13 protein-coding genes, 17 tRNA genes and 1 rRNA gene are annotated in these 14119 nt (G+C 45.7%); 29 read left to right on the top strand and 2 right to left on the bottom strand.

Annotation, left to right across the window (positions count from 1 at the left end; all coding sequences use genetic code 11):
- From C558_RS0124550 to C558_RS0124465, 18 genes are all read left to right on the top strand, one after another.
- Positions 1–280, top strand: a 23S ribosomal RNA gene (locus C558_RS0124550); the annotation flags it as partial.
- Between the two features lie 62 nt (positions 281–342).
- Positions 343–418 (top strand) — tRNA-Asn (locus C558_RS0124545).
- Positions 419–421: 3 nt separating this feature from the next.
- A tRNA-Ser gene (locus C558_RS0124540) sits at positions 422–513 on the top strand.
- 17 nt (positions 514–530) lie between these two features.
- Positions 531–605 (top strand) — tRNA-Glu (locus tag C558_RS0124535).
- Positions 606–687: 82 nt separating this feature from the next.
- A tRNA-Val gene (locus tag C558_RS0124530) sits at positions 688–763 on the top strand.
- Between the two features lie 18 nt (positions 764–781).
- Positions 782–858, top strand: a tRNA-Met gene (locus tag C558_RS0124525).
- Positions 859–881: 23 nt separating this feature from the next.
- Positions 882–958: transfer RNA gene (locus C558_RS0124520), tRNA-Asp, on the top strand.
- Positions 959–974: 16 nt separating this feature from the next.
- Positions 975–1050 (top strand) — tRNA-Phe (locus C558_RS0124515).
- 14 nt (positions 1051–1064) lie between these two features.
- Positions 1065–1140, top strand: a tRNA-Thr gene (locus tag C558_RS0124510).
- Between the two features lie 13 nt (positions 1141–1153).
- Positions 1154–1238, top strand: a tRNA-Tyr gene (locus tag C558_RS0124505).
- 6 nt (positions 1239–1244) lie between these two features.
- Positions 1245–1318: transfer RNA gene (locus tag C558_RS0124500), tRNA-Trp, on the top strand.
- Between the two features lie 33 nt (positions 1319–1351).
- Positions 1352–1427: transfer RNA gene (locus tag C558_RS0124495), tRNA-His, on the top strand.
- A 30-nt stretch (positions 1428–1457) separates the two neighbouring features.
- Positions 1458–1532: transfer RNA gene (locus tag C558_RS0124490), tRNA-Gln, on the top strand.
- 4 nt (positions 1533–1536) lie between these two features.
- Positions 1537–1611: transfer RNA gene (locus C558_RS0124485), tRNA-Gly, on the top strand.
- A gap of 10 nt (positions 1612–1621) precedes the next feature.
- Positions 1622–1695: transfer RNA gene (locus C558_RS0124480), tRNA-Cys, on the top strand.
- Positions 1696–1710: 15 nt separating this feature from the next.
- A tRNA-Leu gene (locus C558_RS0124475) sits at positions 1711–1799 on the top strand.
- Positions 1800–1816: 17 nt separating this feature from the next.
- A tRNA-Arg gene (locus tag C558_RS0124470) sits at positions 1817–1893 on the top strand.
- A gap of 22 nt (positions 1894–1915) precedes the next feature.
- Positions 1916–1998, top strand: a tRNA-Leu gene (locus C558_RS0124465).
- Positions 1999–2137: 139 nt separating this feature from the next.
- On the opposite strand, the gene C558_RS0124460 is transcribed toward C558_RS0124465, so the two are convergent.
- The gene (locus C558_RS0124460) at positions 2138–3166 is read right to left on the bottom strand and encodes an HD-GYP domain-containing protein (RefSeq protein WP_018758954.1); all 1029 of its coding nucleotides are present in this window, start codon (positions 3164–3166) and stop codon (positions 2138–2140) included.
- Between the two features lie 256 nt (positions 3167–3422).
- On the opposite strand from C558_RS0124460, the gene C558_RS0124455 reads away from it, so the two are divergent.
- The 7 genes from C558_RS0124455 (at position 3423) to C558_RS0124425 (ending at position 8065) form a co-directional block, all read left to right on the top strand.
- Positions 3423–3731 carry a LiaF transmembrane domain-containing protein gene (locus tag C558_RS0124455; protein WP_018758953.1) on the top strand — a complete coding sequence of 103 codons (309 nt, stop codon included), beginning with the start codon at positions 3423–3425 and terminating at the stop codon, positions 3729–3731.
- Between the two features lie 38 nt (positions 3732–3769).
- Complete coding sequence (locus C558_RS0124450; RefSeq protein ID WP_018758952.1) at positions 3770–4444, top strand: PspA/IM30 family protein; 675 nt, start codon at positions 3770–3772, stop codon at positions 4442–4444.
- Between the two features lie 6 nt (positions 4445–4450).
- Entirely contained in the window at positions 4451–4903 is a 453-nt protein-coding gene (locus tag C558_RS0124445; RefSeq protein WP_018758951.1) for a PspC domain-containing protein, read from the top strand.
- 1 nt (position 4904) lies between these two features.
- Entirely contained in the window at positions 4905–5576 is a 672-nt protein-coding gene (locus tag C558_RS0124440; RefSeq protein ID WP_018758950.1) for a PspA/IM30 family protein, read from the top strand.
- 114 nt (positions 5577–5690) lie between these two features.
- A complete protein-coding gene (gene liaF, locus C558_RS0124435) occupies positions 5691–6341 on the top strand; it encodes a cell wall-active antibiotics response protein LiaF (protein ID WP_018758949.1) in 651 nt (216 codons plus the stop codon).
- A 19-nt stretch (positions 6342–6360) separates the two neighbouring features.
- Positions 6361–7437, top strand: a complete 1077-nt coding sequence (locus C558_RS0124430) for a sensor histidine kinase (protein ID WP_018758948.1) — start codon at positions 6361–6363, stop codon at positions 7435–7437.
- Positions 7421–8065, top strand: a complete 645-nt coding sequence (locus C558_RS0124425; RefSeq protein WP_018758947.1) for a response regulator transcription factor — start codon at positions 7421–7423, stop codon at positions 8063–8065. Before C558_RS0124430 ends, C558_RS0124425 begins: the two co-directional genes overlap by 17 nt.
- Positions 8066–8135: 70 nt before the next feature.
- On the opposite strand, the gene C558_RS0124420 is transcribed toward C558_RS0124425, so the two are convergent.
- Positions 8136–8555: a hypothetical protein gene (locus C558_RS0124420; RefSeq protein ID WP_018758946.1), complete on the bottom strand. Its 420-nt coding sequence runs from the start codon at positions 8553–8555 to the stop codon at positions 8136–8138.
- Between the two features lie 213 nt (positions 8556–8768).
- Here C558_RS0124420 and C558_RS0124415 point away from each other — a divergent pair, with 213 nt between their 5' ends.
- From C558_RS0124415 to C558_RS0124400, 4 genes are all read left to right on the top strand, one after another.
- Complete coding sequence (locus C558_RS0124415) at positions 8769–9551, top strand: YwmB family TATA-box binding protein (protein WP_018758945.1); 783 nt, start codon at positions 8769–8771, stop codon at positions 9549–9551.
- Positions 9552–9719: 168 nt separating this feature from the next.
- Positions 9720–11267 (top strand): glucose-6-phosphate dehydrogenase, encoded by a 1548-nt coding sequence (zwf, locus tag C558_RS0124410; RefSeq protein WP_018758944.1) that lies wholly within the window; start codon positions 9720–9722, stop codon positions 11265–11267.
- A gap of 246 nt (positions 11268–11513) precedes the next feature.
- Entirely contained in the window at positions 11514–13112 is a 1599-nt protein-coding gene (locus C558_RS0124405) for an ABC transporter substrate-binding protein (protein ID WP_018758943.1), read from the top strand.
- Between the two features lie 55 nt (positions 13113–13167).
- Positions 13168–14118: an ABC transporter permease gene (locus C558_RS0124400; protein ID WP_018758942.1), complete on the top strand. Its 951-nt coding sequence runs from the start codon at positions 13168–13170 to the stop codon at positions 14116–14118.
- Position 14119: the final 1 nt, after the last annotated feature.

Raw genomic sequence — 14119 nt, 5'->3', positions numbered from 1 at the left:
CTATCTGTCGTGGGCGTAGGAAATTTGAGAGGAGCTGTCCTTAGTACGAGAGGACCGGGATGGACGTACCGCTGGTGTACCAGTTGTTCCGCCAGGAGCACCGCTGGGTAGCCAAGTACGGACGGGATAAGCGCTGAAAGCATCTAAGCGTGAAGCCCCCCTCAAGATGAGATTTCCCAATTAGTAAGACCCCTTGAAGACGACGAGGTTGATAGGTTGGAGGTGGAAGCGCAGCAATGTGTGGAGCTGACCAATACTAATCGGTCGAGGGCTTATCCTAAAACATAAAACGTAAATTTATTTCGCATCTGGTTTTCAGAGATCAAACTCTGAACTGAATATTCCCTGATAGCTCAGTTGGTAGAGCACTCGACTGTTAATCGAGTTGTCACAGGTTCGAGTCCTGTTCGGGGAGCCATGTGGAGAGGTGTCCGAGTTGGCCGAAGGAGCACGATTGGAAATCGTGTAGGCGTCACAAGCGTCTCGAGGGTTCGAATCCCTCTCTCTCCGCCACTAATTATTTCTAGTATGGCCCGTTGGTCAAGGGGTTAAGACACCTCCCTTTCACGGAGGTAACAGGGGTTCGAATCCCCTACGGGTCACCATTTAAAACTTCGTAACTGGTAAAAATTGATGGTTGCCAAGTTGATAGAACATCTGATAAAATAATAGATGTCGCTGTAAAACGGAGGCTTAGCTCAGCTGGGAGAGCATCTGCCTTACAAGCAGAGGGTCAGCGGTTCGATCCCGTTAGCCTCCACCATATATATTTTTTTGATGACGCGGGGTGGAGCAGCCCGGTAGCTCGTCGGGCTCATAACCCGAAGGCCGCAGGTTCAAATCCTGCCCCCGCAACCAATTATTAAATGAGCCAATACTGTGGAGCTGTGGTGTAGAGGCCTAACATGCCTGCCTGTCACGCAGGAGACCGCGGGTTCGAATCCCGTCAGCTCCGCCATCTAGAACATGAATAAGGCTCGGTAGCTCAGTCGGTAGAGCAGAGGACTGAAAATCCTCGTGTCGGCGGTTCGATTCCGTCCCGAGCCACCATTTAAATTTAATATGCCGTTGTAGCTCAACTGGTAGAGCAACTGACTTGTAATCAGTAGGTTGGGGGTTCAAGTCCTCTCGACGGCACCATGTAATTCATTGTGGAGGCTTAGTGAAGTGGCTAAACACGGCAGACTGTAAATCTGCTCTCTCCGAGTTCGGTGGTTCGAATCCATCAGCCTCCACCACAATATAGGGGCATAGTTTAAAGGTAGAACAAAGGTCTCCAAAACCTTTGGTGTGGGTTCAATTCCTGCTGCCCCTGCCAAGAGCATTACAACTTGATACATTTTTAATTATGGCGGTCGTGGCGAAGTGGTTAACGCATCGGTTTGTGGATCCGACATTCGGGGGTTCAATTCCCCTCGGTCGCCCCATTAATTAAATCAATGAAATAACAAAATTGTTGGGGATTAGCCAAGCGGTAAGGCAACGGACTTTGACTCCGTCATGCATAGGTTCAAATCCTATATCCCCAGCCATTTCGCGGACGTGGCTCAGCGGTAGAGCATCGCCTTGCCAAGGCGAGGGTCGCGGGTTCGATTCCCGTCGTCCGCTCCATTTATAATTTGGCGCCATAGCCAAGTGGTAAGGCAGAGCTCTGCAAAAGCTTTACCCCCAGTTCGAATCTGGGTGGCGCCTCCACCATTTTCACTCCGTGCCGGAGTGGCGGAATCGGCAGACGCACAGGACTTAAAATCCTGCGGTAGGTGACTACCGTACCAGTTCAAGTCTGGTCTTCGGCACCATATTTACCATAATGATTGCGCCCTTAGCTCAGCTGGATAGAGCGTTTGACTACGAATCAAAAGGCCAGGAGTTCGAATCTCTTAGGGCGCGCCATTAAAAACAAGAAGTTTAATAAGCCGGTGTGGCGGAATTGGCAGACGCGCGCGACTCAAAATCGTGAGGGAAACCGTGGGGGTTCGAGTCCCTTCACCGGCACCACTTCTTCAAATGGAAATGAAATGATAAACACCTTAGGGATTTAATCCTTAAGGTGTTTTTGCTGTTTATACATATATTTGATCAAAAGAAAAAGACGCAGCATCGAATTGCATACGTCAGTGTCCAATTCAATTAAAACCTACGCAAGAACCTCTTCAATCTGAATCGAGCATTTACTCAAATCCACGAAAGCATCACCTACACGGACTAACGGATGAATCGGATCATGGGAATTGATCATAACAATAATCGCTCGGCGACCATCCGTGAGGAGGACTTCATTTCCTACAAGCGCTTGCATTAATCGGTCTAAGAATAAGCGGACGATCTTGGCATCCAGTTTCCCAAAAGCAAATTGATACAATTCATTCAATAATGTATAGAAGGGTGATGCATTGCGATAGACACGTTCAGAGGACATGGCATGGAATACATCGGCAACAGCGACGATGCGGGAATAGAGATCAATATTATCGCTACGAAGTCCGAGTGGATAGCCGCTGCCATCTTGACGTTCGTGATGTTGGAGGGCAACGAGCGCTTGGCGCATGGTCGTTCCAGATGTAGCTTTGATCAACTCATAGCCATCTTTCGTATGTTGTTTGACGATTTCAAATTCTTCTGGGGTGAGAGCCCCTGGTTTATTAAGTATCTCTAGAGGGATATTGATTTTGCCGACATCATGTAAGACGGCTGCCATCGTAAGATCTTGAAGTTCTGTTTCGTTTAATTGAAGCCATTTGCCTATTAACGTGGAGAGAATGGAGACAGCCACCATGTGGCGATAGGTATAGTCATCTGAAGATTTGAGCCAAGAGAGTAATGTGAACAAGTCTGTATGTTTGACGGTGTGTTGAATAATCGGAAGAATGTGTGTCTTTATATCGAGTATGGGAATGGCCCGCCTATAGCTTACTCGTTCATATAAATCCTGAATAATAAGAACGCTGCGATCAATTAATTGACAGCCATCTGTTCCTTCGGACAATGTAATCTCTTCTAAATCATGAATCGAGATTGGAATGTGATGCATGGATACGATCTGCAAATGTTCTTCGGTGATGACCGTCTTCGCTGGAATGATAAGAACTCCCGAATGGTTAAACAGATCGTGTTTTAATCGTTGACCTAATAGAATATTCGCGAATTGCGATTGAAGATTAAGCATACGATATTCCTCCCGAGCCATCTATGTACAAAGGGTTTGCATCTTCTATATATTCCCAAATTTAAATTCCTTCTATATCTTACAATGAAAATCGGAATTATACAATTGATATGAATAATTCATACGTCCCTAAGGTCTGTGAACAGACTGGACCAAGGTCTAGGATCAAAAACCGCCGGGGGTCCGTTTTGGAAAAGTCTTAAACCGCCTAAAATAAAGACATAAGCAAGAGAGAAACGAAAGGCGGTGAACGACGATGAATCGAAATAATAAAACAGGATTTGCAGCCTTGCTCATCGGACTCGGGGTTGTCATCCTACTAGGGAAGTTCGCATTTGGTTTCTTAAGCGGATTGATGGCTTACTTGGTTCCAATATTGATGATCGCCCTTGGGTATTACGGCGTAAAGAATGGTAGTCGGTATTTTGGATGGATCATCATGGTCCTCGGCGCCATTATCCTTTTCAGTAAGCTCGCTTGGATCTTCGGCTTGTTACTCGCTATAGGGTTGATAGTTGTAGGTGTATCAATGCTAAGTAACAAGCGAAACAATAGAACTTACTAATACGGCATATTAAACGAATAAGGAGGTTCGAGAGAATCATGAGTGTGATGAAAAGAGTACGTGATATTACGGCAGCAACATTGAATGACCGTTTGGAACGTTCAGAGGATCCTGTAAGATTAATCGATCAATTCCTCATGTCGACCAAACATGAAATCGTAGAATCAGAGAAATTGTATCAACAGGTACTTATGCACGCCAACCAGCTTAAGAATCAAGTACTACAAGCGGAGAGCATGCGAGATAAACGTGAGCAGCAAGCCTTATTAGCACTCAAGGCAGACGAAGAACATGTTGCGAAGATGGCGCTTCAAGAGAAGATGATCCACGAAGAAAAAGCAGCCCAATATGGGGAGCTATATGAACAGAGCAAGAGCACGATCATTGAACTCGAAGAACAGTTGAATTTGCTAAAGATCGAATACCAGACGGTATACGATAAACGCCAATATTATGTTGCGCGAATGGAGAATATTCGGATTCAACAACGAATGAACCAACGTACACAGGCTTACGGATCGAACACGATTCCTCGCATGTTCAATCGCCTCGAAGATCGAGTATCGGACCTTGAGCTTGAGACGCGAAGTCTGCGGGATATAAAGCGAATGGGCCAAGATATGATGTACCAGGCAGGCACTCAAATCCAAGGTGTCTTAGATCGAGAACTCGATCGTCTGAAGCAGAAGCTGGAGAATGATAGAAAGGAGTAACAAAGGATGAATAAGCTGTATCGTTCGATTTATGACAAAAAAGTATCGGGACTATGCGGTGGGATTGCGCAGTACATGAATATCGATTCAACGTTCATACGCTTAGCGCTCATTATCGTAACTGTCTGTACTGGTGGAACTGCGTTGTTCGTCTATATTGTCGCTAGCTTGGTTGTTCCAAAGGAACCGATGGATCCCTTGAATCCTTATCATCAAGGACCTAGGTATGGTAGTGGAACGAATTACGGCCAAGGACCAACATATGGTTCAGGACCTTCCTATACATCAGGCGGTTATTCAGACATGAACAAGTATGGCGCACCAAAGACAAACACTACATCATCTACAACATCTTCATCGTTCGACTCCATGATGGAGGATATCGAGAAGAAAGCAATGCAAAAAGAATTAGAACAATTACGCGCCAAAGTTGCGCAATTCGAGAAGGGAGATAAGTAAAATGGGAGTATTTAAAAGAATTAAGGACATGACAAAGGCATCGGTACATGAATTGTTGGATAAGGTTGAAGATCCGGTGGTAATGCTAAACCAGTATCTTCGTGATATGGAAAGTGAAATTCATGAAGCAGAGGTTACTGTAGCGAAACAAATGGCTAACGAGCGTCGCGTGAAGCAACGTCTTGAAGAATCCATCCGACTAAGCGGTGAGCGTGAGCGTCAAGCAGAGCATGCACTTCGTAATGGTCAAGAGGAAGTTGCTCGTAAATTGCTCGAAGAGAAATTGTACCACGACCAAAAAATAACTGAATATACGGATTTGCATACGCAATCCAGCGAACAAGCAAAAGATTTGATGCAGCAGCTTCATGAGATGAAGGATGAGTTCTACAAACTGCGCAATAAGCGTAATGAGCTTGCATCCCGTGCTCAAATGGCGAAAGCGAAGAAACAAATGGCTACGATCAGCAGCTTGCATACGATCGAAGGCGGTAGCGCATCTCGCGGATTCCACCGCATGGAAGAGAAAATCATGCAATTGGAAGCAGAAGCTGATGTTATGCGCGTACCAGGCGGTGTAGCAGGACGCTATCAAGCCCCTGTAGATCCAAGCAAAGAACTTATGGTTGATGAGCAGATTCAAGCACTTAAGAACAAACTGAATCAAAATTAGTATTTCGTAATAATGTCGAATTGTGATATGCTATGAAAGGTTAAGCCATACAGCGCAAGATTTGCGTTGTCATGGCTTTTCCATCCTTATACCATCAAGAGAGGAGGGCGGCACATGCAAAGCAAAAATCGCAATATCGCATTTATTATGATCGGTATAGGTCTATTTATGTTATTAGGCGATTGGATTAGCTTCTTGACGATTGCCGCACTCATTCTATTTTTCATAGGCTTAGATCAAATTCGTAAACGAGGAAATACACGAAGGGGCTATATGCTCTTTGTCATTGGTGGCATTCTATTGCTGCTGGATCATTTTACACTTTTACTCGGAGTAATCTTAATCTCACTCGGTCTATTCTATGCAAAATCGAAGAAAGAGCAGCGAGATGAACGATATATACAGAAGCAGAATCTAATGAGTAGCTTGAAATGGGATCGCGAGCCATGGGTATTGCGGAATATGAGCCTCTGGCATGTCGTGGGAGAAGTGAATTTTGATCTATCACTTGCCATTATGGAGGAGAAGGAGTGCACGGTCGTACTTCAAGGTGCGCTAGGGGATATTGATGTCTCAATTCCAGACGATATTGGGCTCGAGCTTGAAGCGAATGTTGTCTTGGGACAGATTAATTTCAACCATGAGAAGGAAGCAGGATTCATGAATAAACGGGTGTGGAAGTCACCGCATTATGATTTGTGTGATCAAAAAGTAAAACTCGTCATTTCCTATATCGTAGGAGATATTGATATTCGAATTAATTAACAGGAAGGGGATCGGTGCCATGGAAACGACCAAAACGACCAATATGGTTATACGGAGTATGGGCCAGACGATCCTCTTCTCCATGTTGTTATTCGGAGCGTCGATCTATTTCTTACAGTCCTACGGCTATATGAAACCGCTCACGACATGGCTGCAGGGCGTCTGGATTAGTCTTACGGGTGTATCGATATCCATTGGGCTTGGAGCGATATTCGGGTTCTATCAGAGTTACCATGTGCGTAGAAGGTTGGAGACGCTTAGAGATTCCGTTCTTCAGATGGAGAAAGGAAATTTATCTCGCCCGCTGCCGGATCTAGGTGAAGACGAAGTAGGTCGCCTGGCAGAGCAGTTAGGTCGGATGAGTAAGAAATGGGAAGAGCAAGTGAGCTCGCTGCAACGACTATCGACGAACAACGCGCAGTTGGCAGAAAAGGCTCGTTTTACTGCTATTATTGAAGAGCGGCAGCGGCTTGCAAGGGAGCTTCATGATGCCGTGAGTCAACAGTTGTTCGCGATCTCGATGACAGCAACCGCAGTAGGCAGAACCCTCGAGAAAGAAGATTTTGACAGAGCACTGAGGCAAGTGAACTTGATTGAAGAAATGGCTTCTGTTGCCCAATCAGAGATGCGAGCGCTGCTGCTTCATTTGAGGCCTGTACACTTGGAGGGTAAGCCGCTTGCTGAAGGTCTCAGAGAGCTCCTGCACGAGATGAAAGCGAAAGTTCCTATGGAGATTATCTACGAGGTGGATGAGGACATTGCATTAATGAAGGGGATTGAGAATCATCTATTCCGGATTGTACAGGAGGCTTTATCGAATACATTAAGGCATTCTAAGGCAACGAAGATGGAGATTAAGTTGCATCAACGTCAGGATGGGGTGCGCCTGTTATTGCGAGATAACGGGATTGGGTTTGAGCTTGATGTGAAGAAGCAGACCTCATATGGGTTATCGACGATGCAGGAACGCGTGAATGAAATTGGTGGATCATTACAGTTAATTACTGCGCCAGGCAAAGGGACAAGAATAGAGATTCGTATTCCGGTATTAAACGAGGAAAGTGGATGGGGTGAAGGGATTGGAGACGCCGATTAAAGTATTGCTCGTGGATGATCATGAAATGGTTCGTATCGGTCTTGCCGCAGTTCTAGGTACAGAGGATGGGATCGAAGTTGTTGGCGAAGCTAGCAATGGAATCGAAGGTATCCGTCTTGCCCAAGAATATCGACCACATGTCGTATTGATGGATTTGGTGATGGAAGGCATGGATGGAATCGAGACAACACGTAAGCTGCTTGAATTGTACCCAGAATGCAAGGTCATTGTGCTTACGAGCTTCTTGGATGATGAGAAGATGTATCCGGTGATTGAAGCGGGGGCATTCAGTTATCTCTTGAAAACTTCCCGTGCGACCGAGATTGCAGAGGCGATACGAGCGGCAGCTCGAGGCCAATCCGTACTGGAGTCCCAGGTTGCATCGAAGATGATGAATCGTCTTCGTCAACCGAAGCAGCATGCTGCTGCACACGAAGATTTAACAGAGCGAGAGATGGATGTGCTTCGTCTCCTCGCCGAAGGCAAGTCGAATCAAGATATTGCAGACGCGCTGTTCATTGGAATCAAGACTGTGAAATTTCATGTCACGAATATTCTGGCGAAGCTCGGTGTGGACGATCGCACACAAGCCGCCATTTATGCGTATAAGAATGGTTTAGCCGAATAATAGTTGAGTAACAAACAGGAAGAACCCGAATTGCTGCGGTCGTGAGCGATTCCGGGTTCTTCTGCGTTTTTTATAGCACAAGCAGGAAAAGAAAGGAGATGAGTGCAAGGTCGATTTCGAAAAATCTGCGGCGATTGTCATGGTTAGGGATGAAGCTTGAATTTTTGGCGATACGGCATGAGCTTTTTTTGTGGTTCTTGTGTTTTTTATGCTTATGGGGTTTGTGATCGGAGTGATGTTTCTTGCCCTTCTTATGATGTTTCTTATGTTTCTCATGATGCTCTTCTTCATGCTTAGGACCTTCATGATGATGTTCATGGGACGGTGGGCTAAAAGGCGATTCATCTTCATCATCAAACAGTACGAGCTTGCCATTCCTGCAGCCTGCGACCCGACCGATAAAACGCTCTCCATGGCTTGTCACGACACATACCATTCGGCCTGTTATATGACCAATACTCTTTTCATTGACAGGGTAAACCGGAATCATAAGGTTCGACACCTCCTATAATTAACGATCCGTTTCATGTGAATACGGCATTTGTCTGGTTCACAATAATCTATTCAAACGGGGATAAACGTGTATGGTTACTTACCTAGCAGTGAAGTGCCTATTTTTGCATGAGGCGTATAAGGGAGAGGTGGAACGGATATCCTATTTACTAGATTCATAGAATCGAAGACGTGAATGGGGGAACTGGTGATGATGCGGAAATGGATGGTAGGCTGTATGTGCTTGTGTCTCGTGTGGCTAAGTGCCACAATGCTAACCGGATTCAAGCAGCGCGATGGCGTCTCCACGGCAGAACACCGCCTCGCACAGCTATGGAAATTAAGTGAATCGATGCAAGCGCAGCCGACGCGCTGGGTTGTGAAAATCAATGGCGAGATGGAATTCATGGATGGTAGCAAGTCATTAAAGGGTCAGGTAGAGGCGTGGAGCGAAGGACTTCTTGCCAGGAAAAAAATCGAACTACAAACGAAGAATGGAAAGGTCATCGTGAGCGCAAGCTGGCAAGTAAATGGCTCGCGTGTGAACTGGATGGCTGTTCAACGTGAAGCGAACCGATTCTTCTGGGTCTATCAGATTGAAGCAAAGCGGGTGGATTCTTCACAATCCGAGAAGCAATTATATTCAGAAGTACAGGCGACACAAGAAAAATTCGTACGTCAATTGAATGACTTGGGTTTGGATTATAACTGGAATGGTACTGTGCAAGGCGAGAAAGAACGACAAGCGAAGGGTTCAGCACAAGTAACCGTAGAACAACTGGAGCATGTAATTGCGAAGGAAGTCAAACTCATTCAAATGGAAAAATATACAGACAATGGCACCTATAGTGCATCTTATTCAGCCCCTGAGTTGGGCCAAGGTATCGTAAGTGGTAAGCATGAGCTGCATCTTCAGATGGCTGTTCATCAAATCAGCGGCACAGATCAAGAGCGGGTGTCTATCGGTCTTCCCCTTATAACAACGGAATATTAGGCATTACATGCAAAAAAAATTATGTAGGAATGTGCAAAAATTTGGTCTTCTGAGAATAGCAACAACGAGATGGTTGTGATAAAATGGCATAAGATACAGATGTGAAACACTTGGATGATGGGAGTCAATTTTTTGTATAAAAATACATAAGGAAGAGAATGAGGAGCCATGAACGAAATAGAGAATAACCTAACGAGTTTAGCATCTGGCGCTGTCTTTTTTATTTTTGGAGCGACAGGAGATTTGGCACGTCGCAAGTTGTATCCAGCTATCTATAGCTTATATCGTGAAGGCAAGCTAGGCGAGCGTTTTGCGGTAATCGGTGTTGCTCGTCGTCCACGCACGAATGATCAATTCCGTGAGGATATTATTCAATCCATTAAGGAGTTCTGCCGCTACAAGCCAGAAGCCAATACGGATTGGAATGACTTTGTTAGACATTTTGAATATAAATCACTAGATATTAATAATGTTGATGGATTCCGGGAACTCGATCAACAGACGCGTGTGCTTGAACAAGAGTTCAATATCGAAGGCAATCGCCTATTCTATCTTGCACTCTCGCCGGAGCTGTTCAGCGGTGTATCACAGAATTTGCGGAAGGGCGGTATGCTTGAATCCCAAGGCTGGCATCGTCTTGTGATCGAGAAGCCATTCGGTTATGATCTAAAATCGGCGGAAGAGCTGAATAAGCAGATTAACGAAGTATTCCGCGAAGAGGAAATTTACCGGATTGACCACTACCTTGGCAAAGAGATGGTTCAGAACATCGAAGTCATTCGATTCGCGAACTCCTTCTTCGAGCCGTTATGGAATAACAAACATATTGCGAACATTCAGATCACACTTGGCGAGACGGTTGGTGTCGAAGAGCGCGGTGGATACTATGATCATGCGGGCGCGCTGCGTGATATGGGACAGAATCATATGCTGCAGCTGCTCACGATGATCGCAATGGAGCCGCCTAGCCGGTTAGTTGCGGAGGATATTCGCGATGAGAAGGTGAAAGTGCTTCGCTCTCTACGTGCATATACGTCGAAGGAAGAAGTGGAAGCGAATGTCGTTCGCGGACAATATACGAGCGGAGCGTTGAAAGGCAAGGCATTGCCAGGTTATCGTGAAGAGGAATCCGTCAATCCAGAGTCCAATACCGAGACCTATTTCGCTGCCAAAGTATTCGTCGATAATTTCCGCTGGGCAGGTGTGCCGTTCTATATTCGTACAGGCAAGCGTCTACCGGTGAAGACGACAGAAGTTGTGGTCGAATTCAAACGGATGCCTACGAATGTCTACCTCGGACAGAAGCATAACTTAGAGCCGAACTTGCTCGTCATTCGGGTGAATCCAATGGAAGGCATTTATGTGAAGATCAATGCGAAGAGACCGGGATCGGAATCTGATATTCAACCGCTTGCGATGGATTTCTGCCAGAGCTGCTTGGTCGGCATTAACTCGCCTGAAGCTTATGAGCGCCTCATCTTCGATGCTGCGCGTGGCGATTCTACGTATTTCACACGCTGGGACGAAGTGTCCTCCGCTTGGGCATTCGTTGATCGCATTGCCGAAGCATGGGCAGCGAACCCATCTGCTATCGAACATTACCCAGCTGGTTCTTGGGGGCCTGAGAAGGTGGATGAGCTTCTTGCCAAAGATGGCTTCCATTGGTGGCCTGTTAATGGGCAAGATGAGGACGAAGTGATCTGGAAAAATTCATAAAAGACAGCTAGAAAATGACGGGAATTGAAGCGGCTCCGGCACGCGCATTTCTCATCGGACAATAGGATCATCGTTGGAAGGGAGGCGCTCTGATGTTATCAGAGTGCCTTTTTTCCGTTTGGTATTAGGGTGACTTTAATTCCTACCTGTAAACTCGGAAAAAATAGTTGCTTTATGAAAAGATACTGGTATACTAGTTTTAACCAAAGACAATATTCGACATGATGTTACAGGGGGTAAACGAATATGAAGCGTAGAAATATGTGGACTGCTGCGATAATGGCACTTGTGATTCTAACCATGAGTGCATGCGGTAGTGCTTCAAGCGACAAAAAGGCAGAAGATCAAGGATCAACGGCACCTGCCGGGACAGCAAAAAATGGGGGCAGCCTCGTCATTGCCGTTCAGGATGATCCTAAAGTATTGAACCCAATTTATGCGGGAGATCGTGTTACATTAACGATTGACCAAGCGTTGTATGCACCACTATTCAACGTAAATGGAGATAAGAAGACGTTCGTACTTGCAGAGAGCTTGACGCCATCTGCAGATAACTTGACATACACGTTGAAACTGCGTGAAGGTCTAACTTGGCACGACGGACAGCCATTGACGGCTGACGATATTATTTTCACGATGAACAGTATTCTCGATGAGAAGCAGCATAGCTTCTTCCGTGGTTCATTCGTCTATGACGGCAAGCCGTTAACGATGAAGAAAGTGGACGACCGTACGGTGGACTTCGTTCTTCCGAAAGTATCCGCAGCATTCGAAGGCATGCTCGTTCAAATCTTCCCAATTCCTAAACATATCTTCGAAGGGGAAGCGGATATTGAGAAAAGTCCAAAGAACAGCAACCCGGTCGGTTCTGGTCCATTCAAATTTAAAGAATACCGTGCAGGGGAATATGTAACATTAGAGCGCTTCGACAAGTATGTTGGCGGCGCACCGAAATTGGATTCCGTCACATACCGTGTAGCGAAAGATCCGAATGCTGCTAATCTTGCCCTTCAGAACGGCGAAATTCAAATGCGTATGATTGACACACAAGATGTAAATACACTTAAGAATACAGGCAATTTCAACATCCTAACTTACCTAGAAGGCCGCTTGTCCTACATGGTATTTAACTTGAATGTGGATGTCATGAAGAAGAAGGAAGTGCGTCAAGCGATTGCTTATGCGCTCGATAAGAACGAAATGATTACAGCAGCTTACACGTCCGGTGAGTATGCAGAACCAGCTGCTTCAATCCTTACGCCAGACACGTTGTATCAGACCAATGATGTTGAGAAATATGACCACAACTTGGATAAGGCCAAAGAATTACTCGCGCAAGCAGGCGTATCGAATTTGAAATTGAAACTTGCTTATACGAACTCGAACAAACCGCAAACAAGCTTAGCGCTATATGTTCAACAAAAGTTGAAAGAAGTCGGTATCGAAGTGGAATTGATGCCGCTTGATATTACGGCTTTCGGTAACAAATCCTTGGATATGAACAACAAAGAGTATGATCTCTCCTTCGGTGGTTATATCATGGGCTTTGAGCCAGATGCTTACCGTACGCTCTACATGAGTAATGAAGCTTATAACTATTCACACTATAAAAATGCAGACTTCGATAAATTATGGGATCAAGCAGCAGTACAGACCGATACAGCAAAACGCGGCGAATTGTACAAACAAATTCAACAAACCGTTGCGAATGAAATGACGGTCTTCCCAATTGCTTATACAAAAGGTGTTGTTGCTCTCGACAAACGCTACGGTGGTGTGGAGGAAGCAGTAACGAAACCGGTTGTTATGCTTGAGGATCTATCGAAATTGTATGTAACTAAATAGAACATTCCACGACACTCGGCGGCAACGCCGAGTGTTCAGTTCGGAGGGGACACCTTTGAAAAAAAACATCTTGCGACGGGTTCTACAATCGATCCCGTTGCTTTGGTTTATCTCCGTCGTGTCATTCGCATTAATTAAGCTCGCACCGGGGGATCCGGTGAATTCATTCGTCACACCGAATATGAGCGCGGAAGACGTCGAGAGAATTCGGCATAGTCTGGGCCTGGATCAGCCGGTCATTATGCAATACTTCATCTGGCTAAAGAATGTGCTGCAAGGCAACTTCGGATATTCCTTAACGAATCATCGTCCGGTGTTGGAATTGATTCTAGAGCGTCTGCCTGCGACAATTGGTTTGATGGGTTCAGCATTATTCCTTTCACTAATTATTGCTATTCCACTTAGTATCATCGCGGCATCCCGTAAAAATCGGCTGCTCGATCGCGGCATTAGCATGATTTCGTACATCGGGATCTCGATTCCAAGCTTCTGGTTCGGGATCATGTTGATTTATATTTTCGCCGTGAAATTGCACTGGCTGCCAAGTATGGGGATGCGTACGATTGGCGTGGATTCCTTCTGGGATATTGTGAAGCATGGCATTCTGCCGTGTGCGGTCCTAACGTTTATCAATGTATCGATGTATTCGCGGTATATTCGCTCCCAAGCGATCAGTCAGCTGGAAGAAGATTATGTACAGATTCAGTACGCCTATGGCGCAACTAAACGCAGTGTTCTTTGGCGTCATGTCCTGAAGAATGTGCTGCTCCCGATTATTACAATCCTGGGGATGTCCTTCGCAGATCTGATTGCAGGAGCGTTCATTACAGAGACGGTATTCTCTTGGCCGGGCATGGGTTCCCTCGGGATCTCGTCGGTATTCGGCCTGGATTACCCCGTGATTATGGGGATTACGATGTTCTCATCGTTTATGCTCGTGATTGGAAACTTGGTGGCGGACATCTTATATAGTGTCGTTGATCCGCGTATCAAGACGATGAGGTGAT

The sequence above is a fragment of the Paenibacillus terrigena DSM 21567 genome, from assembly GCF_000374845.1.
GTDB classification, from domain to species: domain Bacteria; phylum Bacillota; class Bacilli; order Paenibacillales; family Paenibacillaceae; genus Paenibacillus_K; species Paenibacillus_K terrigena.
Note: the sequence above shows the minus strand (reverse complement) of the source record. Positions and strands in the feature narration are given on the sequence as shown.